Source organism: Sphingomonas azotifigens NBRC 15497, assembly GCF_002091475.1.
Classification (GTDB): domain Bacteria; phylum Pseudomonadota; class Alphaproteobacteria; order Sphingomonadales; family Sphingomonadaceae; genus Sphingomonas; species Sphingomonas azotifigens.
Map to the genome: position 1 here is coordinate 20336 of NZ_BCTR01000035.1, position 20701 is coordinate 41036.

At 67.9% G+C, this 20701-nt stretch carries 22 protein-coding genes and 1 tRNA gene; 11 read left to right on the forward strand and 12 right to left on the reverse strand.

Features of this window, described 5'->3' with window-relative positions; translation table 11 throughout:
• The first annotated feature begins 61 nt into the window (after positions 1–61).
• Positions 62–955: a KPN_02809 family neutral zinc metallopeptidase gene (gene ypfJ, locus SAZ01S_RS13285; RefSeq protein ID WP_084582752.1), complete on the forward strand. Its 894-nt coding sequence runs from the start codon at positions 62–64 to the stop codon at positions 953–955.
• Positions 956–1175: 220 nt separating this feature from the next.
• Positions 1176–2222, forward strand: a complete 1047-nt coding sequence (locus SAZ01S_RS13290) for a M48 family metallopeptidase (RefSeq protein ID WP_245824845.1) — start codon at positions 1176–1178, stop codon at positions 2220–2222.
• On the opposite strand, the gene SAZ01S_RS24590 is transcribed toward SAZ01S_RS13290, so the two are convergent.
• Positions 2219–2353, reverse strand: coding sequence for a hypothetical protein (locus SAZ01S_RS24590; RefSeq protein WP_281252161.1), 135 nt, complete (start codon positions 2351–2353; stop codon positions 2219–2221). The two genes, SAZ01S_RS13290 and SAZ01S_RS24590, sit on opposite strands and share 4 nt — an antisense overlap.
• 106 nt (positions 2354–2459) lie before the next feature.
• On the opposite strand from SAZ01S_RS24590, the gene SAZ01S_RS13295 reads away from it, so the two are divergent.
• The 5 genes from SAZ01S_RS13295 to SAZ01S_RS13315 all read left to right on the forward strand — a co-directional run bounded on the left by SAZ01S_RS13295 (position 2460) and on the right by SAZ01S_RS13315 (position 5684).
• On the forward strand, positions 2460–3191 hold the full coding sequence (locus tag SAZ01S_RS13295; RefSeq protein WP_084582753.1) for an alpha/beta fold hydrolase: 732 nt from the start codon (positions 2460–2462) through the stop codon (positions 3189–3191).
• Positions 3167–3994 (forward strand): tetratricopeptide repeat protein, encoded by an 828-nt coding sequence (locus SAZ01S_RS13300; protein WP_084582754.1) that lies wholly within the window; start codon positions 3167–3169, stop codon positions 3992–3994. Before SAZ01S_RS13295 ends, SAZ01S_RS13300 begins: the two co-directional genes overlap by 25 nt.
• 63 nt (positions 3995–4057) lie before the next feature.
• The gene (locus SAZ01S_RS13305) at positions 4058–4492 is read left to right on the forward strand and encodes a VOC family protein (protein WP_084582755.1); all 435 of its coding nucleotides are present in this window, start codon (positions 4058–4060) and stop codon (positions 4490–4492) included.
• Between the two features lie 4 nt (positions 4493–4496).
• Positions 4497–5231, forward strand: coding sequence for a hydroxyacylglutathione hydrolase (gene gloB, locus SAZ01S_RS13310; protein WP_084582756.1), 735 nt, complete (start codon positions 4497–4499; stop codon positions 5229–5231).
• 45 nt (positions 5232–5276) lie between these two features.
• Positions 5277–5684, forward strand: a complete 408-nt coding sequence (locus SAZ01S_RS13315; protein WP_084582757.1) for a hypothetical protein — start codon at positions 5277–5279, stop codon at positions 5682–5684.
• A gap of 20 nt (positions 5685–5704) precedes the next feature.
• Here the strand turns inward: SAZ01S_RS13315 and SAZ01S_RS13320 are convergent, their stop codons facing one another.
• The 5 genes from SAZ01S_RS13320 to SAZ01S_RS13340 all read right to left on the reverse strand — a co-directional run bounded on the left by SAZ01S_RS13320 (position 5705) and on the right by SAZ01S_RS13340 (position 11129).
• Positions 5705–7828, reverse strand: coding sequence for a S9 family peptidase (locus SAZ01S_RS13320; RefSeq protein WP_084582758.1), 2124 nt, complete (start codon positions 7826–7828; stop codon positions 5705–5707).
• Between the two features lie 194 nt (positions 7829–8022).
• Positions 8023–9315: an ATP-dependent protease ATPase subunit HslU gene (gene hslU, locus SAZ01S_RS13325; protein ID WP_084582759.1), complete on the reverse strand. Its 1293-nt coding sequence runs from the start codon at positions 9313–9315 to the stop codon at positions 8023–8025.
• A 117-nt stretch (positions 9316–9432) separates the two neighbouring features.
• Positions 9433–9999 (reverse strand): ATP-dependent protease subunit HslV, encoded by a 567-nt coding sequence (gene hslV / locus SAZ01S_RS13330; RefSeq protein WP_084582760.1) that lies wholly within the window; start codon positions 9997–9999, stop codon positions 9433–9435.
• A gap of 104 nt (positions 10000–10103) precedes the next feature.
• Positions 10104–10180, reverse strand: a tRNA-Pro gene (locus tag SAZ01S_RS13335).
• Positions 10181–10238: 58 nt separating this feature from the next.
• A complete protein-coding gene (locus SAZ01S_RS13340; RefSeq protein ID WP_084582761.1) occupies positions 10239–11129 on the reverse strand; it encodes an ROK family protein in 891 nt (296 codons plus the stop codon).
• Positions 11130–11435: 306 nt separating this feature from the next.
• On the opposite strand from SAZ01S_RS13340, the gene SAZ01S_RS13345 reads away from it, so the two are divergent.
• The 3 genes from SAZ01S_RS13345 (at position 11436) to SAZ01S_RS13355 (ending at position 14925) form a co-directional block, all read left to right on the forward strand.
• On the forward strand, positions 11436–12950 hold the full coding sequence (locus SAZ01S_RS13345) for a PAS domain-containing sensor histidine kinase (protein ID WP_167693157.1): 1515 nt from the start codon (positions 11436–11438) through the stop codon (positions 12948–12950).
• Positions 12947–13561, forward strand: a complete 615-nt coding sequence (locus tag SAZ01S_RS13350; protein WP_084582763.1) for a response regulator transcription factor — start codon at positions 12947–12949, stop codon at positions 13559–13561. Before SAZ01S_RS13345 ends, SAZ01S_RS13350 begins: the two co-directional genes overlap by 4 nt.
• A gap of 110 nt (positions 13562–13671) precedes the next feature.
• Positions 13672–14925 carry a NupC/NupG family nucleoside CNT transporter gene (locus SAZ01S_RS13355; protein WP_084582764.1) on the forward strand — a complete coding sequence of 418 codons (1254 nt, stop codon included), beginning with the start codon at positions 13672–13674 and terminating at the stop codon, positions 14923–14925.
• Positions 14926–15059: 134 nt separating this feature from the next.
• Here the strand turns inward: SAZ01S_RS13355 and SAZ01S_RS24055 are convergent, their stop codons facing one another.
• Positions 15060–15221 (reverse strand): hypothetical protein, encoded by a 162-nt coding sequence (locus tag SAZ01S_RS24055; protein WP_167693158.1) that lies wholly within the window; start codon positions 15219–15221, stop codon positions 15060–15062.
• A gap of 11 nt (positions 15222–15232) precedes the next feature.
• Positions 15233–15868 (reverse strand): cupin domain-containing protein, encoded by a 636-nt coding sequence (locus SAZ01S_RS24450; RefSeq protein WP_245824847.1) that lies wholly within the window; start codon positions 15866–15868, stop codon positions 15233–15235.
• 46 nt (positions 15869–15914) lie between these two features.
• Here SAZ01S_RS24450 and tgt point away from each other — a divergent pair, with 46 nt between their 5' ends.
• Positions 15915–17045, forward strand: a complete 1131-nt coding sequence (gene tgt, locus SAZ01S_RS13365; protein ID WP_084582765.1) for a tRNA guanosine(34) transglycosylase Tgt — start codon at positions 15915–15917, stop codon at positions 17043–17045.
• A gap of 207 nt (positions 17046–17252) precedes the next feature.
• Here the strand turns inward: tgt and SAZ01S_RS13370 are convergent, their stop codons facing one another.
• From SAZ01S_RS13370 to yajC, 4 genes are read right to left on the reverse strand one after another with little or no spacing between them, the layout of a single operon-like run.
• Positions 17253–17624: an Mth938-like domain-containing protein gene (locus SAZ01S_RS13370; RefSeq protein ID WP_084582766.1), complete on the reverse strand. Its 372-nt coding sequence runs from the start codon at positions 17622–17624 to the stop codon at positions 17253–17255.
• A 1-nt stretch (position 17625) separates the two neighbouring features.
• Positions 17626–18597: a protein translocase subunit SecF gene (gene secF / locus SAZ01S_RS13375; protein WP_084582767.1), complete on the reverse strand. Its 972-nt coding sequence runs from the start codon at positions 18595–18597 to the stop codon at positions 17626–17628.
• 12 nt (positions 18598–18609) lie between these two features.
• Positions 18610–20196 (reverse strand): protein translocase subunit SecD, encoded by a 1587-nt coding sequence (gene secD / locus SAZ01S_RS13380; protein WP_084582768.1) that lies wholly within the window; start codon positions 20194–20196, stop codon positions 18610–18612.
• Positions 20196–20534: a preprotein translocase subunit YajC gene (yajC, locus tag SAZ01S_RS13385; protein ID WP_084582769.1), complete on the reverse strand. Its 339-nt coding sequence runs from the start codon at positions 20532–20534 to the stop codon at positions 20196–20198. The genes secD and yajC overlap by 1 nt, the downstream gene beginning before the upstream one ends.
• Positions 20535–20701: the final 167 nt, after the last annotated feature.

Sequence of the window (20701 nt, forward strand, 5' to 3'; positions counted from 1 at the left end):
AGACGTGCAACGCACGCCGCCTTGGCGCATTGTCACGGCACGCAAACAAAGGGGAGGCCCAATGCGGCTCGACGATCTGGATCCAACCGACAATGCCCGCGATCTGGGATCGGGCGGTGGCGGCGGCGGCTTTCCGCTGCTCGGCCTGCTGCCCCTGTTCCTCGGCCGCGGCATGGGCTGCGGCGGCATCGTGCTGATCGGCATCATCGCGCTTGTGATGTTCGGCCTCGGTGGCGGCGGCGGGATGCTGGGGCAGAGCGGCGGCGGCACGGCCGGGCGCTCGCCCACCGCCGGCCAGTCCGGCCAGCAGGTATGCCGGGTCGACGAACGCCGGCTGGAGGCATGCCGGGTGATGCGCAGTACCGACCTCACCTGGACCAAGATCTTCCAGGAGATGGGCCGCAACGATTATCGCCCCGCCACGATCAACTTCTTCAAGGGCGGGGCCAATACCGGTTGCGGTGCCGCCACCTCGGCAGTGGGGCCCTTCTACTGCCCGAGCGATGACGGCGTGTATCTCGATACCGCGTTCTTCGACGAACTGCAGAACCGCTTCGGCGCCAAGGGCGATTTCGCCCGCGACTATGTGATCGCGCACGAGATGGGCCATCACATCCAAGATCTGCTCGGCACCTCGTCCGAAGTCTCGCAGGCACAGGCACGCGCGTCCAAGACCGAGGGCAACCGCCTGTCGGTCAAGCTCGAGCTGCAGGCGGATTGCTATGCCGGCGTCTGGGCCGCGCGCAACCGCGACCGAATGGATCCCGGCGACATCGAGGAAGGGATGACCGCCGCCAATGCGATCGGCGACGATACGCTGCAGAAGGAAGCGCAGGGCACGGTGGTGCCGGACAGCTTCACCCACGGCACCTCGGCGCAGCGCAAGGCCTGGCTCAAGCGCGGGCTCGACACCGGCGATCCGCGCCAGTGCGACACGTTCAGCGCCGCGCTGTGACCGCGGCGCGGGGCCATAGCGGGGCAGCCCCCGGCGACGGCTGCGCGCTGCCGATCGGTCGGAATCCGTGCCAGTTGTTACTTGACGTGAACCATTCTCCGCTATTGGCTGGCGGCGAATGGGGGCGAAGATGCAGCAGCGCGGAATGAAGATGCGGGTCCGACACCCCCTGGACGGACGGTCCTCCCGTTCGCACAGCGGCGCCTGTTGAGGAGAGCGGATGGTGGAGACGCGGGTCTGGCATTATGACGGGCAGAGCAGGTCGCGGCGGATGCCGACGATCGTGCCGGGCGCCGACGAGACGCAGTTCCTGCTCCAGGGTGACGGTGCCGAGGCCGGCCCCTATGCGTTTGCCGACCTCGTGCCGCAGGGCCAGTCCCACCACGAACGCGCCTTCGGCCTGAAGAACCGGCCCGGCTGGCAGATCACCTTCCTCGAATTCCCCCCGTCCGAAATCGCGGTGCACCTGCCCAAGCTGCCGCGCTACCATGCCTGGCTCGAGCATTTCGGCCCGTGGCGGATCGCGGGCGTGCTGGCGCTACTGGTCGGGCTGACACTGCTCGCAACGCTCAAGTTCCCGCCGCTGATCGCCCGGTCGATCCCGCAATCGGTGGAGGAGCGCATGGGCGCCAAGATGGTCGCCAGCATGGGTGCCTATGCCTGTTCGAGCCCGGCGGGCGACGCCGCGCTCAAGGCGCTTGCCGCGCGGCTGCGCCAGGGCGACAATGTAACCATCCGGGTGCTGCACGCGCCGATGGTCAACGCCGTCGCCTTCCCCGGGCATCAGGTGGTGCTGTTCGACGGCTTCATTCAGGAAGCGCAGTCGCCGGACGAGATCGCCGGCGTGCTCGCCCATGAACTCGGCCATCTCGCGCACCAGGACGGCATGGAAGCGCTGGTCCGCCACTTCGGCATCCGCCTGCTGCTCGGCGGGTTCGATCGCCATCCCAGCAGCTATGCCAATGCGCTGCTCAACGCGCGCTATTCGCGCAAGGCCGAAGTCGGGGCGGACAGCTATGCGATCGGCCGCCTGCAGGGTGCCGGCATTTCGCCGGGACCGACGGCGGCGCTGTTTACCCGCATGGCAGAGCAGGACGAGCAGCCCGAACTCGCGGGCAGGCTGCTCAACTATCTGTCGTCGCATCCGCCCTCGCCGTCGCGTGCGCAGCGCTTCACGCAGAGCGTGCAGAAGAATTTCCCCTATCGCCCCGCGCTGGACGCCGCCCAGTGGCAGGCGCTGCGGACGATGTGCGCCAAACGCGGTTAGACGAAGGCGCCGATCAGCTTCGCGGCGAGGACCGACAGGCCGGACACCGCGATGGCGGCGCCGAAGATGAACTGCGAACCGGGAACGAACCGGCGAACCGGCAGGGCGATGGCGTTTTCTACAGTGCTCATGGCCGTATCCTGCTCCAGTCGTGCTGCAATGTCGTGTGATCAATCCCGATTGCAGTGATCGGTTCCGTCGCTGGCGGCGCACGGCCGCAGCGGCTAGACGGGGGCGATGACCAGCTTGCCCCTCGCCCATCACCACACGCCCGGCGCGTCGCCGACGATCGTTTTCCTGCCCGGCTATCGTTCGGACATGAAGGGATCGAAGGTGCTCGCGCTGGAAGCCTGGGCGCGCGAACGCGGCCAGGGCTTTCTCCGCTTCGACTATGCCGGCTGCGGCGAGAGCCCCGGCGCCTTCGAAGACCAGACGCTGGCGAGCTGGCGCGACGACGCGTTGCGGATGATCGACACGGTGGTCGAGGGGCCGGTCGTGCTGGTCGGCTCGTCGATGGGCGGCTGGCTGATGCTGCTGGTCGCACTTGCGCGGCCCGAACGCGTGGTCGGCCTGGTCGGCATCGCCGCCGCTCCCGATTTCACCCGCTGGGGCTTCACCGATGCGGAGAAGCAGGTGCTGCGCGACACCGGCCGGCTGGAGCAGCCGAGCGACTATGGCCCCGAGCCGATGGTCACCACCCTGCCCTTCTGGACATCAGGCGAGGCGAACCTGGTCCTCGAGGCACCGATCGCCTTCGACGGCCCGGTCCGGCTGCTCCAGGGCCAGTGCGATGCGGAAGTGCCTTGGGAGCTGGCGCTGCGGCTTGCCGACACGCTTCGTTCAGACGATGTGCAGCTAGTGCTGGTCAAGCAGGGCGACCACCGCCTGTCGCGCGACGCCGACATCCGCCTGCTGCTCCGCGCCACCGAGGACGTACGTACCGCATGCTCTTCCCCCTCCTCCTGCTGATCGCCCAGCAGACGCCCGCGATCGCTCCCAAGTCGGGGCCGATCCTGCGCGATGCCGAACGCGCCCGCGCCGCTGCCGCCAAGGCGGCCGCACCGGCGCCCGCGGGCGAGCCGCCACGCTTCACCAAATGCATGGATATGGCGACCGGCGATCCCGCCGCCGCGGTGGACGAGGCGGTGAAGTGGCGCAGCGACAAGGGCGGCATGTTCGCCCGCCAGTGCCTCGCCGTCGCCTATGCCAACCAGGGCCGCTGGGCCTCGGCCGCCACCGCGTTCGAGGAAGCCGCCGGCGAAGCGGAAGCGGCGAAGGACGGTCCCCGCGCCGCGACCTATTGGACTCAGGCGGGCAATGCCTGGCTTGCCGCCAAGCAGCCGCCCAAGGCGCGCGCCGCGATCAACGCCGCGCTGGCGAGCGGACAATTGAAGGGTCTCGCGCTGGGCGAGGCCTATCTCGATCGGGCCCGTGCCGCGGTCGCCGCAGGCGAGAGCGCGGGGGCACGCGCCGACATCGATGTCGCGATCGCCAAGGCGGGCGACGATCCGCTCGCCTGGCTGCTCTCGGCTACGCTCGCACGGCGGATGAACGACCTGCCGCGCGCGCAAAAGGACATCGCCGAGGCAGTGAAGCGCGCCGGCGACGACGCCGCGGTGCAGCTCGAGGCCGGCAACATCGCTGCCGCCAGCGGTGACGAAGCCGGTGCCAAGACGGCGTGGAACAAGGTGCTTGCCGCCGCCCCCGGCAGTCCGCAGGCAAGTGCCGCGCGCGCCGCGCTTGCGCAATTCGGTGCGCCGCCGGCCCAATAGCCGGGTGGAACGGCGCGGCGTCCGCCCCTATCTGGCGAACAACACCAGTCCATGGAGTGCCCCGTGAAGTTTCTCCACACCATGATCCGCGTCACCGATCCGGACGCGACCATCGCCTTTTTCGAGCTGCTGGGCCTCCAGGAAACCCACCGCATCACCAGCGAGAAGGGCCGCTTCACGCTGATCTACCTGGCGAGCGAGGCGGACATCGATCCGGCGACCGGCCGCGGCCGCGCCGAGGTGGAGCTGACCCATAACTGGGATCCGGAAACCTATACTGGCGGCCGCAATTTCGGCCACCTCGCCTTCCAGGTCGACGACATCTACGAGACCTGCCAGCGGCTGCAGGATGCCGGGGTGACGATCAACCGTCCGCCGCGCGACGGCCATATGGCGTTCGTCCGCACCCCCGACGCGATCTCGATCGAGCTGCTCCAGAAGGGCACGCTGCCGCCGCAGGAGCCTTGGGCCTCGATGCCCAACACCGGCGAGTGGTGATCGCATGACCGCGCTCCAGATCGTCCGCGTCCCTGCCTTCACCGACAATTACATCTGGCTCGTCCACGATCCCGTCTCGGCGGAGACGATCGTGGTCGATCCCGGTGCGGCAGAGCCGGTGCTGGCCGCGCTGGCAGCGCATGGCTGGACCCTGACGGCGATCTGGAACACGCATTGGCATCCCGATCACACCGGCGGCAACGAAGCGCTCAAGGCGGCGACCGGCTGCGCCGTCATCGCGCCCGCCGCCGAGGCTGCCCAGATCCCGACCGCCGATCGGCTGGTCGGCGAGGGCGACACGGCGGCGATCGGCGATCATCTCGCGACGGTGCTGGCGGTGCCCGCCCACACCGCCGGCCATATCGCCTACCACTTTGCCCAGGACGCGATCCTGTTCATCGGCGATACGCTGTTCGCGATGGGCTGCGGGCGGCTGTTCGAGGGGACAGCCGAGCAGATGTTCGCCAACATGCAGCGCCTCGCCGCGCTGCCGGGGGACACCCAGGTCTATTGCGCGCACGAATATACGTTGTCGAACGCGCGCTATGCCGTGGTCGCCGAACCGGACAACACCGCGATCGCCACCCGTCTGGCGGAGGTGGAACGCCTGCGCGCCGCCGGCGCGGCGACCGTGCCGACGACGATCGCCGCCGAGCGCGCGACCAACCCCTTTCTCCGCGCCACCGATGCGCGCATGCTCGCCGAGCGCCGCGCCGCGAAGGATAGTTTTGCCGGCTGAGTCGTAGGAACGGCAGGCGGCCCGGCGGCCGCAAGGAGACAGAGGATGCGCATCGCCATCATCACGCTCGGCGCGCTCGCGCTGGCGGGCTGTGCCCAGAATGCCGAATATCAGGCGCAGCGCGACGCCCAGGCGCGCCGCGAACTCGCCAGCGCACTGGGTGACCGGGTGCCCGGTAAGCCGCAGGACTGCATCAGTCCCGGCTATACCGATGGCCCCCAGATCATCGACACCCGCACCCTGCTCTATCGGCAGGGCGCGCGGCTCTATCGCAACACGCTCGCCGCCGAATGCCCGTCGCTGGCACCGCTGACCACGGTGATCGTCGAGATGCGCGGCAGCCAGCTGTGCCGCAACGACCAGTTCCGCGTGCTGACACCGGGCACGACCATCCCGAGCGGCTATTGCCGCCTCGGCAACTTCACGCCCTACACCCGGCCAAAGGGCGGCTGACGGGCAGCCGCCCCACCGCCCTACTGCACCTTCAGCTGGTCGAGCGCGAAGGCCAGCGACTCGGCATTCTGCTTGTAGCGCTCGAACCGGCCCGACTTGCCGCCATGCCCCGCCTCCATGTTGACGCGGAACACCAGCGGGTTGCTGTCGGTCTTGGTCGCGCGCAGCTTCGCCACCCATTTGGTCGGTTCGTAATATTGCACCTGGCTGTCCCACAGCCCGGTGCCGACATACATCGCCGGATAGGCCTGCGCCGTCACATTGTCGTAGGGCGAGTAGCTCAGCATATAGTCGTAATAGCGCTGCTCGGCGGGGTTGCCCCATTCGTCGAACTCGCCGGTGGTCAGCGGGATCGAGGTGTCGAGCATCGTCGTCACCACGTCCACGAACGGCACCTGGGCGACGATCACGCGATAGTCCTGCGGCGCCATGTTGGCGACCGCGCCCATCAGCAGCCCGCCCGCGCTGCCGCCTTCTGCCGCCACCCGGCCCTTGGCGGCATAGCCCTGCGCGACGAGGAAACGGGTCACGTCGATGAAGTCGGTGAAGCTGTTCTTCTTGTGGAAGATCTTGCCGTCGTCATACCATTTGCGGCCCATTTCCTGCCCGCCGCGAATATGCGCGATGGCGAAGACCATGCCGCGATCGAGCATGCTCGGCAGCGTCGGCCGGAAGCTCGGGTCGGTCGAATAGCCGTAGCTGCCATAGGCATATTGGTAGAGCGCGGCAGTGCCGTTCTTCTGGAAGCCCTTGGCATAGACGAGGCTCACCGGCACCTTGGTGCCGTCGCGCGCCGTCGCCCAGACGCGCTCGGTGACGTACTTGCTGGGGTCATAGCCCGGCACCGGCTGCACCTTCAGCACCGTCCGCTTGCCGGTCGCGGCATCGACTTCATAGGTGGTGGTCGGGGTCACCAGCGAGCCATAGGTGTAGCGCAGCACCGGGCTCGCCGGGTCCTCGTTGACGTCGAGGCTCATCACATAGGCGGGCTCGTTCGCCTCGACGAAGCTGCTCTTGCCGGCGGGCGTCAGGATGCGCAGCCGCTTGTTGCCGGCCGAACGCTCCTCGATCGCGAGGAAGCGGTCGAACGGCTGGTAGCTCTCGATGAAAACTGAATCGCTCGTCGGAACCAGATCGGTCCAGGCAGCGCGACCGGCTGCCGCCTTGGCATCGGGCACCACCATGATCCGGTAGTTCGGCGCCTGCCAGTTGGTACGGATGATCCAGCGGCCGCCCAGGTGATCGGCCTCGTAGAGGAAGTCGCGTTCGCGCGGTGCCACCGGCTTGAAGTCGACGGGGTTGGCGGCCGGCGCGCAACGGCGCTCGTCGCTTACCGTGGAATGGAGCTGGATGCAGATATAGCGCTCGTCGGTGGTCGCGCCGAGGCCCAGGTAGAAGGTGTCGTCCTTCTCGGTATAGACCAGCCGGTCGGCCGATGCTGGCGTGCCCAGCACATGCGCCTTCACCCGCGTGCCGAGCAGCGTCACCGGATCCTTCTCGACATAGAAGATCGTCTTGCCGTCGGCGGACCAGACCAGCCCCGGCTCGATGTTCGACACCGTGTCGGCGAGCAGCGCGCCGGTGGCGATGTCCTTGACCTTCAGCACATATTGCCGGCGGCCGACCGTGTCCTCGGCCCAGGCGATGCGGGTGTTGTCGGGGCTCACCCGCCACCCGCCGATCTGGAAGAAGCCCTTGCCCTTGGCCATTGCCGGCTGGTCGAACAGGATCTGTTCGGGCGCGGCCATGCTGCCCTTGCGCCGCGCGACCACGGCATAGTCGGCGCCGGTATCGAAGCGGGTGTAGTAGAAATAGCCGTGCTTGGCGTAGGGAACGCTGGCGTCGTCCTGTTTGATATGGCTGATCGTCTCGCGATAGAGCGTCTCGGCCATCGGCTTTTCGCCGGCCAGCACCGCATCGGCATAGGCATTCTCGGCCGCGAGATAGGCGAGCATCTCGGGGTTCTTCCGCGTATCGTCGCGGAGCCAGTAATAGGGGTCCTCGCGGGTGGCGCCGAACGGCGCCTTCACCGTGTAGGGCTTCTTGGCGACGACCGGCGGCGTGGGCGCACCGGTCTGGGCGAACAGCGGCGCCGCGGCGGCACCTGCCAGCAGCGTGGCGATGGCGATGGCGATTTTCTTCATGGATTCCCCCGGGATCGAGTCGATGGGGGAACCTGCCAGATCGTCGGGGCGGATGCGAGGGAAGCAAAGAACTAAGCCCCTCCCCTTCAGGGGAGGGGTTGGGGTGGGGCCGGGTCTCACCGAGAGCAACCGACGTTCTGGAATCCCTCCACCCCAACCCCTCCTCCAAGGAGGAGGGGCTTAGTACTTACACCTCACAGCACGTACCGGCTGAGATCCGTGTTCCGCGCCACGCTCGCCAGCTGCTTGTCGACATAGGTCGCGTCGATCACCACCGCGCTGCCCGAGCGGTCCTCGGCCTCGAAGCTGACTTCCTCGAGCAGCTTCTCCATCACCGTCTGCAGGCGGCGAGCACCGATATTCTCGACCTCGGCATTCACCTCGGCGGCGATCTTGGCGACGGCGCGGATGCCGTCCTCGGTGAAGTCGATCGAGACGCCCTCGGTGCCGAGCAAAGCGGCGTATTGCCGCACCAGGCTCGCCTTGGTGTCGGAGAGGATCGCGACGAAGTCCTCCTCGGTCAGCGCCTTCAGCTCCACCCGGATCGGCAGGCGGCCCTGCAGCTCGGGCAGCAGGTCGCTGGGCTTCGCCACATGGAACGCGCCGCTCGCGATGAACAGGATATGGTCGGTCTTCATCGGTCCGTATTTGGTCGCGACCGTGGTGCCCTCGATCAGCGGCAGCAGGTCGCGCTGCACGCCCTCGCGGCTCACCGATCCGCCGCGCACGTCGGAGACGGCGATCTTGTCGATCTCGTCGAGGAAGACGATGCCGTTGGCCTCCGCATCCGCCAGCGCCACGCGGCTGACCTCGTCCTGGTCGAGCCGCTTGTCGGCCTCTTCCTCGACGAGCTTTTCCCAGGCCGAGCGGACGTTCAATTTGCGGCGCTTGAGGGGCGTGCCGGTCAGGCCCTTCATCATCTCCGACAGGTTGATCATCTGCGGCGCGCCGCCGGGGATGTCGAACGGCATCTGCGGCGCCTGCTCGACCTCGATCTCGACTTCGGTGTTGTCGAGCAGGCCTTCGTTGAAGCGCTGCTTGAACGCCTCGCGGGTCGCGGTACTCGAATCCTTGCCGGTCAGCGCGTCGAGCAGGCGGCCCATCGCCGCTTCCTCGGCCTTGTCCTTCACGGCGGAGCGGCGACGCTCCTTTTCCAGCCGGATCGCCTCTTCGACCAGGTCACGGGCGATCTGCTCGACATCGCGGCCGACATAGCCGACCTCGGTGAACTTGGTCGCTTCCACCTTCACGAAGGGCGCGTCGGCCAGCTTGGCGAGGCGGCGGCTAATCTCGGTCTTGCCGCAGCCGGTGGGCCCGATCATCAGGATGTTCTTCGGCGTCACCTCGTCGCGCAGGTCGGCCGAGAGCTGCTGTCGGCGCCAGCGGTTGCGCAGCGCGACCGCGACCGCCTTCTTGGCGTCCTTCTGGCCGATGATGTGCGCGTCGAGCGCGGCGACGATCGTCTTGGGGGTGAGGTTCTGGTTCATGTCTTCTTCTTTCCCCCTCCCGCTTGCGGGAGGGGTCGGGGGAGGGGATGACCGCAGCAGGCAGGGCGGTGGGAGAGCATCCCCTCCCCTAGCCCCTCCCGCAAGCGGGAGGGGAACTCAGCCGGCGCTGTCCAGCGACTCCACGGTCAGCCGGTCGTTGGTGTAGACGCACAGCTCGCCGGCGATCGCCATCGCCTTGCGCGCGACCACTTCGGCATCGGGTTCATACTCGATCAGCGCGCGCGCCGCGGAGAGCGCGAAATTGCCGCCCGAGCCGATCGCCGCGACGGTGCCATGTTCATGCGCCTCGGGCTCGAGCACGTCGCCATTGCCGGTGATCACCAGCGTCACGTCCTTGTCGGCGACGAGCAGCATCGCCTCGAGGTTGCGGAGATATTTGTCGGTCCGCCAGTCCTTGGCGAGCTCGACCGCCGCGCGCAGCAGCTGGCCGTGGTGGCGCTCCAGCTTGGCCTCGAGCCGCTCGAACAGGGTAAAGGCATCGGCGGTGGCGCCGGCAAAGCCCGCGATCACCTTGCCGTCGCCCAGCGGCCGCACCTTGCGGGCATTGGGCTTCATCACGGTGTTGCCCGCCGAAACCTGGCCGTCGCCCGCGATCACCACTTTGCCGGATTTGCGCACGGAGAGGATCGTCGTGCCGTGCCACGCAGCGTTCTTGTCGTTCATGACCGCGCATATGGGTGGCGGGTGCGGGTGTGCAAAGGGGGCGTTCCCCTAAGGCCGCGTCTGCGCAACGATCCGGTGATTTTCAGGATTGCTTGGGTGTGGCTTGGTCGGGGCGACAGGATTCGAACCTGCGACCCCCACACCCCCAGTGTGATGCGCTACCAGGCTGCGCTACGCCCCGACCGAGGGTGCGCCCTGTATGCCGCTTGGGCGCAGGACGCAACCCCCAAACGCCGGAATCACCGATCCAGCGCTTCCAGCCCCATCGCGATCGCCCCCAGCGGCCCCGCCATGTCGCCAAGCCCCGGCGGGCCGACGCGCGCATCGAGCTCCTCGCAATAGGCCTTCATCGAGCCATAGCCGTTGATCATCGCCGCCAGCTTCGCCCGCACCGCGGGAAACAGCGCCGGCCGCTTGGTCATCACGCCGCCGCCGATCGCGATCCGCTCGGGCGCAAGGCTCACGACGAGGTTGTGGAGCAGTGCCGCCAGGTCATGCGCGAAATAGTCCCATTCGGGCGCGTCGTCGCCGACCTCCTGCCCCGGCCGGCCGAACCGCGCCGCCAGCGCGGGGCCGGAGAGCAGCCCTTCGGCGCAGTCGCCATGGAAGGGGCACCAGCCGGCGAAACGGTCGCCCGGCGCCCGCGCCGAGCGCATATGCCCGGCCTCGCCATGCGCATAGCCCATGATCGGCTGGCCGTTGGCAACCAGTCCCACGCCCACGCCGGTGCCGATGGTGATATAGGCGTGCGTCGACAGCCCTGCCGCGGCACCCCAGCGCGCCTCCGCCAGCGCCGCGCCGTTGACGTCGGTCTGGATCGCCAGCGGCTTTTCGTAGCGCGCGGCCAGCCGTCCGGTCAGATCGGTGCCGCTCCAGCCCGGCTTGGTCGTCGCGGTGATCGATCCGAAGTCAGGCCGCGCCTTGTTGAGCTCGATCGGGCCGAAGCTGGCGATGCCGATCGCGTCGAAGCTCCAGCCATCCAGAACGGCTTCGATCGCGGCGAGCGTCGTCACCGGATCGGTTGTCGGCACGACATGCTGTTCGCGGACATCGTCCGGTCCGCTGCCGAGAGTCGCCACGCATTTGGTACCGCCGAGTTCGAGGCCGGCAATCGAGAGGTTCGCAGTCATGCAGCCGCGCTAGCGTGCCGCGCGCGCTTGGGGAAGCCCGCTCGAACCGCGCGCGATCAACGATCGCGCGGATGCAGATAGTCGTTGAGGCTGACAAAGGCGAGCGCGGCGGTGAACACCCCCATCGCGGCCAGGACCATGTACAGGTAGTTGCTGCCAATGACGTCGAGCATAGCGGCCTCCATCAAGAAGAGCGGAAGCATCGCGTAGTTACCCGGCATTTACTTTGATCGTGATCAAATCCTAGCGTGGCGGCGGGAGGACGCGTACAGCCATGCCAAGGATCACGTACAACCATCGGAGTTTATGACAGATCGCCCCGCTCACGACCCCGCGGCGATGGCCCTGCTGTTCGAGGCGGCGACCGATCGCGGCGTGATCCTGCTCGATACGGCGGGCAAGATCGCCAGCTGGAGCCGCGGAGTCGAGCTGCTCGACGGCTGGACTCCCGCCGACCTGGCGGGTGCCGATATCGCGCTCCACTATCCGCATGCCGAAGCCGCCGCCGCCAAGCCGGCGCACGATCTCGCGCGCGCCCGCGCCGCCGGACGGCTGATCGAGGAAGGCTGGCGCGTCCGCCGCGACGGCAGCGAATATCTGGCCGAGGTGCAGCTCACCGCCCTGATCGACCCCGACGGGTCGCTCCGGGGCTATGCCGAGGTGTTCCGCGACATCACCGATCACAAGGCCTCGCAGACCGCGCTCGCCGGCAGCGCGCTCCACCTGCGCTCGATCCTCGCCACCGTGCCTTCGGCGATGGTGGTGATCGACGATCAGGGCATCATGCTCTCCTTCAGCGCCGCCGCCGAGCGGCTGTTCGGCTGGACCGAGGCAGAGGTGATCGGCCGCAATGTCAGCATGCTGATGCCGGCGCCCGACGCTCAGCTGCACGACAGCTACCTCGCCCGCTATCTCACCACCGGCGAGCGGCGGGTGATCGGCATCGGCCGCATCGTCGTCGGCCAGCGACGCGACGGCACCGACTTCCCGATGGAACTGCAGGTCGGCGAGGCGAGCAGCGACGGCCACCGCATCTTCACCGGCTTCATCCGCGACCTGACCGACGAGCAGCGCGCCGAACTGCGGCTGAAGGAGCTGCAGTCGGAGCTGATCCACGTCTCGCGCCTCTCCGCCATGGGCACCATGGCCTCGACGCTGGCGCACGAGCTCAACCAGCCGCTCACCGCCATCGCCAATTACCTCGAAGCCGGGCGCAACCTGATGGCGCAGGACAGCGACGATCCCGAGGATCAGGCGATGATCCAGGAGGCGATGGCGGAATCGGTCAAGGAGGCGCTACGCGCCGGCAACATCGTCCGCCGGCTGCGCGAGTTCGTCGCGCGCGGCGAGGCGGATATGGGGCTGGTCGACCTGCCGCGGCTGATCGACGAGGCCAGTCGCCTGGCACTCACCGGCGCGCGCGAGCTGGGCGTGCGCGCCTTCTACGCGCTCGATCCGCACGCCACCGCGGTGCTGTGCGACAGGGTCCAGATCCAGCAGGTGCTGGTCAATCTGATCCGCAACGCGATTGAGGCGATGGCCGAAAGCGCCGTGCGCGAGATCACCATCGGATCCGAGGTGGCGCCGCGCAACCTGGTGCGCGTGTGGGTGGCCGATACCGGCCCCGGCATCGCGCCCGAGCAGGCGCCGCGGCTGTTCCAGGCCTTCGCCACCACCAAGGATCGCGGCATGGGCCTCGGCCTGTCGATCTGCCGGACCATCGTCGAGGCGCATGGCGGCCGCATCTGGGCCGAACCGCGCGCCGAAGGCGGCACCATTTTCAACTTCACCCTGATGTCCGCACACGAGGAACCCGCATGAGCGAGCGCAAGCGTATCCATCTGGTCGACGACGAGGAGTCGGTCCGCCGTTCGACCAGCTTCATGCTGCGCACCTCGGGCTATGACGTCGACACCTATGTGTCGGGCGTCGCGTTCCTCGACAAGGTCGAGCACGCCCGTCCCGGCTGCATCCTGCTTGACGTGCGCATGCCGGAGATGGACGGGATCGAGGTGCAGGCGGAACTCGCCAGGCGCGGCGTCAAGCTGCCGGTGATCGTGCTGACCGGCCACGGCGATGTCGGCACCGCAGTGGCGGCGATGAAGGGCGGCGCGATCGACTTTCTCGAAAAGCCGTTCGAAAGGGACGCGCTGGTGGCAGCGCTCGAGCGCGGCTTCGAACGGCTCGAGGCCGGCGACGCCGCCGTCGCCACCCAGGCCGAGGCCGAACGCCGCATCGGCCTGCTTTCGCCGCGCGAGCAGGACGTGCTGCGCGGTCTCGTGCGCGGGCATCCTAACAAGACGATCGCCTATGATCTCGGCATCTCGCCGCGCACCGTCGAAGTCCACCGCGCCAACGCCATGGCCAAGCTGGAGGCGCGCAGTCTTTCCGAGGCGCTGCGGCTGGCCTTTGCCGCGGGGCTCGACGGCTAGATCTGTCTCGGCACGCGGCGCGCTAGCGGCTGGCAAGACGCGCCATCCCGTGTATGCTCGGCAGGTTTGCTGGCCGGGACTCCGCCGGCGATGGGGACGAACACTTCAGAATGACTCATTTCCCGATCGGCATTTTCGGGGTGCTGGCGATTTTGGGGATCGCCTTCCTGCTTTCCAGCAACCGCCGGGCGATCCGCCTGCGCATCGTCGGGCCGGCGTTCCTGCTGCAGGCCGGCATGGCGATCATCGTCCTGCGCACTTCCTGGGGCCAAGTGGCGCTGCACAGCATGGCCAACGGCGTCTCGGCGCTGCTGGGCTATGCCAGCGCGGGTACCCAGTTGCTGTTCGGCAACCTCGCCAAGCCAGAACTAGGCGGCCAGAGCCTCGCCATCGCCGCGCTGCCGGTGATCATCTTCTTCGCCGCGCTCGTCTCGATCCTCTACCATGTCGGCATCATGCAGCAGGTCGTCCGCTGGATCGGCGGCGCGATCGAGAAGGTGACCGGGGTCAGCAAGGTCGAATCGCTGTGCGCCGCGGCGAACATCTTCGTCGGCCAGAGCGAGGCGCCGCTGGTGATTCGCCCCTATCTCGCGCGGCTCACCCCCTCGCAGGTGTTCGCGGTGATGAGCGTCGGCATGTCGGGCGTCGCGGGCACGATCCTCGCCGCCTATGCCAGCCTGCTCGGCCCCGCGTCGCTCCCCTATCTCCTCGCCGCCTCGTTCATGGCGGCGCCCGGTGGGCTGATGATGGCCAAGATCATCATGCCGGACGAGCCCGCGGTGGCCGATGCACCGATGTCGGGCGAGGACGAGATCATCCGCGTCGCCGAGGAGGATTTCCAGGAGGAGCGCGCCGCCAACATCATCATGGCCGCGGCCAACGGCGCGTCCACCGGCGTGAAGATCGCGGTGGCCGTGGGCGCGATGGTGCTGGCGTTCGTGGCACTCGTGGCGCTGGCCAACGGCCTGCTCGGCATGGCGGGGGGCTGGCTCGGCTATCCGGGGCTCAGCTTCCAGGCGATCATCGGGGCGATCTTCGCGCCGGTGATGTACCTGCTGGGCATCTCGTGGCACGAGTCGCTCACGGCCGGCGGCCTGTTCGGCACCAAGGTGGTGCTCAACGAATTCGTCGGCTTCATCGAGCTGGGCAAGGCGACCGACCTCGCGCCGCGCTCCAAGGCGATCATCACCTTTGCGCTATGCGGCTTCGCCAATTTCAGCTCGATCGCGATCCAGATGGCGACCACCGGCAGCCTCGCGCCCAACCAGCGCCCGGTGATCGCGCGGCTGGGGATCAAGGCGCTGATCGCGGGGAGCCTGGCAAACCTGATGTCGGCGGCGCTGGCGGGGCTACTGCTGCCGTAAGCCTTCTTATCCCCCTCCCGCCTGCGGGAGGGGTTAGGGGGGGTGCGACGTGGAGGTTCTTTCCGCGACGGCGTAGCCCGCTACCCTCAGACACCCTCCCCCTGCCCCTCCCGCAAGCGGGAGGGGAGAAAACCTCACCCCCCGCCGATACCCTCCACCACCTTGCCGCTCCCCCCGCAGTTCGGGCAGTCGCCGCCGTCGATCCGGCCCGAGCCGCCGCAGCGGCGGCAGACGTCCTCGCCGGTGCCGGGGGTACCGGGCGCGGCGTCGTCACCGGGGTTGAGGGGTTCGGCCATGGGTCCTGCTCCTATCCGTCGAGATGTACGGCCAGCCAAACGCTCGGCCGGTCGCGCGCGGTCCATGTCACCCAATGTTTCTGCCCGGCCGCGATCAGCAGATGGTCGCCGGGCCCCAGCCGCACCTCGGCCGAATCCTCGATGCGGATTCCCGCCGCGCCTTCGAGCAGCACCACCCATTCGTCCCAGTCCTGCACCATCGGCGCATCCTCGGGTGTCGCCTGCCCGCGCGAAACGATCCGCTCGATGCGGATGCCGGGGCGCTTGAGGAGATCCTCGAACGCCTCTTCCTTTTTCGCCTCCGGCAGGTCGCGCAGCAGGTTGGCGACCACAGGCTTGAAGCGCGGCTTGGGCGGCGGCACGGGCCTCGGCTTGGGTGCGGGCTTGGGCTTGGCCACGCGCTTCGGCCCCGGCGTCGTCTCGACGGACGTACTCCAGTCGCTCCGCACGCCGCCGCGCAGATAGGCCCGGATCGCCTCGGCATCCGCCGTCAGCCCGTCCGCGCCGAAGCCGAACACCTCCACCCCGCCCGCATCCTTCAGCCCATAGCGCCCGAAGTCGCCCCCGGCCTTACGCCGCCGCGACTTGACCAGCTTCAGCCCGCGATGCGTCGCCATTGCCCGCAGCGCGTCGTCCTGTTCCGCCACACCGCCCTCCCTTGGATTCCGGCACCAAACGCGCCAATAGCCACGCATGCCCCGTTTCCAGTTCACCATCCACGCCACCGACGGCAAGGCGCGTCGCGGCACCATCGCCATGCAGCGCGGCGAGATCCGCACCCCCGCCTTCATGCCGGTCGGCACCGCCGCCACCGTCAAGGCGGTGAAGCCGCAGGACGTGCGCGCGTCGGGCGCCGACATCCTGCTCGGCAACACCTATCACCTGATGCTGCGCCCCACCGCCGAGCGCATCGCGCGGCTCGGCGGCCTGCACAAGTTCATGGGCTGGGACCGCCCGATCCTCACCGATTCGGGCGGCTATCAGGTGATGAGCCTGTCCGAGCTGACCAAGCGCAGCGAGGAAGGCGTCGCCTTCGCCTCGCACCTCGACGGCTCGCGCCACATGATGAGCCCCGAACGCTCGATGGAGATCCAGCGGCTGCTCGGCTCGGACATCGTCATGGCGTTCGACGAGCTGGTCCCCACCACCTCGACCCGCGAGGTGCAGGCCAAGGCGATGGAGCGCTCGATGCGCTGGGCGAAGCGCAGCCGCGCCGGCTTCGATTCGGGCGAGGAACATGCCGCCCGCGCCGCGCTGTTCGGCATCCAGCAGGGCGCGCTCGACGAGGGCCTGCGCAAGGCGAGTGCAGACGCGCTGAAAGACATCGGCTTCGACGGCTACGCGGTCGGCGGCCTCGCGGTCGGCGAGGGCCAGGAGGCGATGTTCGGGGTGCTCGACTATGCCCCCGGCCAGCTCGACGAAACCAAGCCCCGCTACCTGATGGGCGTCGGCAAGCCCGACGACATCGTCGGCGCGGTCGAGCGCGGCATCGACATGTTCGATTGCGTGCTGCCCACCCGCTCGGGCCGCACCGGCCAAGCGTTCACGCGCAACGGCCCGATCAACATCCGCAACGCCAGGTTTGCCGAGGACCAGGGTCCGCTCGATCCGGCCTGCCCCTGCCCGGTCTGCAGCACCTGGAGCCGCGCCTATATCCACCATCTCGTCCGCGCCGGCGAAATCCTGGGCGCGATGCTGATGACCGAGCACAATCTCTGGTTCTACCAGACTCTGATGGCAGACCTGCGCGCGGCGATCGAGGAGCAGCGCCTCACCGCCTTCGCCAGTGATTTCCGGGCGAAGTACCAGGCGAAGCAGGACTGATAGCAAGGTGCGGCAAGCGGGACTCGTCCTGACGCCCCTCCGTCATCCCGGCGAAAGCCGGGATCCATTCGCCTCACGGTCTCGGCAAGAGCCGCTCGCGAGACGTTAATGGGCCCCGGCTTCCGCCGGGGTGACGATGTAGGGGAGCAGCAATGGGTCCCGGCCGATGCAATCTGGCATGACGGACCTGCCTGCCGGTGGCGGCGTTCAGAGCAGCGGGTAGAGCGCGCCGGCGACCCAGCGCAGTTCGGCGCGCAGCACGCCCCAGGCGCGTGCCGCCGCGCGGCTGTCCATCGCCTCGATGCCGATGCCGCGCTTCTCCAGCGCCTTCACCAGCGCGACCGGCGGCCGCACCAGCTTGGTGCCGGTACCGAGCAGCAGGAATTCGGGCTGGGGATCGAGGGCGAAGGCCGGCGCGAGGTCGCCTTCCGTCAGCTCGGCGACCGCTGGCGGCGACCACCCGTCCGCGCGCTGCGGCGTGATGATCAGCCCCTGATAGACATTCTCGTCGACCCGGAAGCCGCCGCCGGAAAAGCCCGAGATCAGCGGCCCTTCGGCGCTGCGCCGCTCGATCTTCATGTCAGGGCCGATCGCGCGGGCCTACGCGCTCGGCATTGTTGGCGATCGAGTCGGTCTTTTCCGGCTTCACCCCCGGCTTGAGGCCCAGCGTGATCAGCAGCGACGACGAGACGTAGATCGACGAATAGGTACCGACGACGATGCCCAGCATCATCGCGGCGGTGAAGCCGCGCAGCACATGGCCGCCCCAGATCAGCAGCGACGCCAGCGCGATCAGGATGGTGAGCGAGGTCATCACGGTACGCGGCAGCGTCTCGTTGACCGACAGGTCGATCAGCTCGCTCATCCCCATCTTGCGGTACTTGCGCATGTTCTCGCGGATGCGGTCGTCGATCACCATCTTGTCGTTGATCGAATAGCCGATGATCGTCAGCACCGCGGCGACGATGTTCAGGTCGAACACCATCCAGGTCAGCGCGAAGAAGCCGAGCGTCATCAGCACGTCGTGGAGGATCGCCACCGCGGTCGACACGCCGAACTGCCATTCGTAGCGGAACCACGAGAACACCGCGATGCCGGCGATCGCCAGCAGCACCGCCAGCACGCCGTTGCGGATCAGCTCGCCCGAAACCTTGCCCGACACGGTGGAGTAGGTGGAGAAGGTGGCGCCGGGGAACTTGGCCGCCACTTCGCTCTTCACCCGCTCGACCATCGCGTTGGTCGCGCCCGGATCGCTCGAATGCGGCACCGGCAGGCGGATGGTGACGAGGTTCTTGCCGCCCATCTCCTGCAGGGTGGCCTCGCCATAGCCGAGCGCATTGATCGTCGAGCGCAGCTGGTCGAGCGGCGGAGCCGAGGCGAACTTCTCCTCGATCGACACGCCGCCGATAAAGTCCACGCCGAGGTTGAGGCCGCGCGCCGCGACCAGACCGATCGCGGCGACCGTCAGCAGCGCGGTGATCGCGAACGCGATGAACCGGACGCGGACGAAGCCGATATTGGTGTTGTCGGGAACGATCTTGAGGAGCCGCATGTCGGCGCTTCCTTAAATATGGATCTCGCTCGGGCGCTTGCGGCGCAGCCAGAGCGTGACGAGCATGCGCGTGAACACCACGGCAGTGAAGACGGAGCTGGCGATACCGATCAGCAGCACCACCGCGAAGCCGCGGATCGGCCCCGAGCCGAGCACCAGCATGATCGCGCCGGCGATCGCGTGGGTGACGTTGGCCTCGAAGATGGTGCGGCTGGCTTCCTTGTAGCCGAGCTCGACCGCCTGCATCACGCTGCGGCCGCGGCGGCGTTCCTCGCGGATACGCTCGTTGATCAGCACGTTGGCGTCGACCGCCGTGCCGATGGTCAGCACGAAGCCGGCGATGCCCGGCAGCGTCAGCGTGGCGTGGAGCATGCCCATCACCGCCAGGATGATCAGCACGTTGATGGTCACGGCGATGTTCGCATAGACGCCGAAGCGGCCATAGGTCAGCACCATGAACACGATCACCGCGACGATCGCGATCACCGACGCGGTGACGCCGGCGCGGATCGAATCGTTGCCGAGTTCGGGGCTGACGGTCGATTCCTGAATGACCTTCAGGTTGATCGGCAGCTTGCCCGAACGCAGCGCGACGGCGAGTTCGTTGGCGCTCTCGACGGTGAACCCGCCCGAGATAGAGGCGCTGCCGCCCAGAATCGGCGTGTTGATGTTCGGCGCCGAGATCACCTTGTTGTCGACGATGATCGCGAACGGCTTGCCGGTATTCTCGGTGGTCACGCGCGCGAAGCGCTTGGCGCCGGCGCCGTCGAGCTGCAGCGTCACGTCGGGGCGGCCCTGCTCGTCATAGCTCTGCTTGGCGTCGACCAGCATGTCGCCGGTGATCATCGCGGTGCGGTTGACCACGATCGGCGCGCCATTCTCGTACTGGAGCAGCTGCGAGGTGACCGGGATGTCGCCGCTGGCGATCTGCTGCGGGGTCACGCTCAGATCGACCAGCTTGAACTCGAGCTTGGCGGTCTTGCCGAGCAGCGCCTTGAGCTGGCTGGGATCCTGCAGGCCGGGGACCTGCACGACGATGCGGTTGCTGCCTTCGCGGATCACGGTCGGCTCGCGGGTGCCCATCGCGTTGATGCGCTTGTCGACCACTTCGCGCGCGTCGTTCATCGCGGTTTCGATCTGCTGCGCCAGGCCCGCCTGGGTCGGCGTCAGCACGAAACGGGTCGAATCGACGACGGCGATTTCCCAGTCGCGCTGGCCGGTGGTGCCGACGCCGTTGGTCATCGGCAGCAGCTTCTCGCGCGCAGCATCGACCTTGCCCGGATCCCGGACCATGAAGCTCAGCTTGCCGCCGGCGATCGAGATGTCGCCGATGTCGACCCGCGGATCGCGGCGCATCGCCAGCCGCACCTGCTCGCGCATCTGCTCGAGTTTGCTCTGCTGCACGTCGCTGACATCGCCTTCGAGCAGCAGGTTCGAACCACCGGCCAGATCGAGGCCGAGGTTGATGGCAGGCTGGGGAATCCAGTGCGGCCAGGTCTTGCGGATGCCCTCCGGCACCAGGCTCGGCACGGCAAGCAGGACCATCAGGGCAAGGCCGAGGGTGATCGACCAGACCTTCCAGCGCGGGAAATCCAGCATCAGTCGTTCGCAGGCTTGGCGCCCAGCGGGCGCACTTCGGCGAGCGTCGACTTGATCGCGCGCACCTTCACGTTCGGCGCGAGCTCGATCTCGACCTCGGTCTCGTCGACGCGGGTGACCTTGCCGATCAGGCCGCCGGCGGTGACGACGGTATCGTTCTTCTTCACGGCCTTCAACGAATCCTGGAGCGTCTTCATCCGCTTCTGCTGCGGACGGATCATCAGGAAGTAGAAGACGACGAAGATCAGGACGAGCGGCGCGACGGACATGATCCCGGCGAGGGTGCTACCCTGACCAGCCGCGCCTGCGGCCTGTGCATATGCTGGAGTGGCGAACATGGGTTCCCGAAAAGCCTGAAGGTAGGGACGCGGAATGGCCCCATTCAAGCCGCGGGCGCTACCATGGGCGGGATGAGGGTGCAACTATAAGGGGCAGAGGGGGGATTTCCGAAACTGGACGATGCTGCGCAAGCCGCCACCGAGCAGCTCCTCCCGCGTACGGGCGG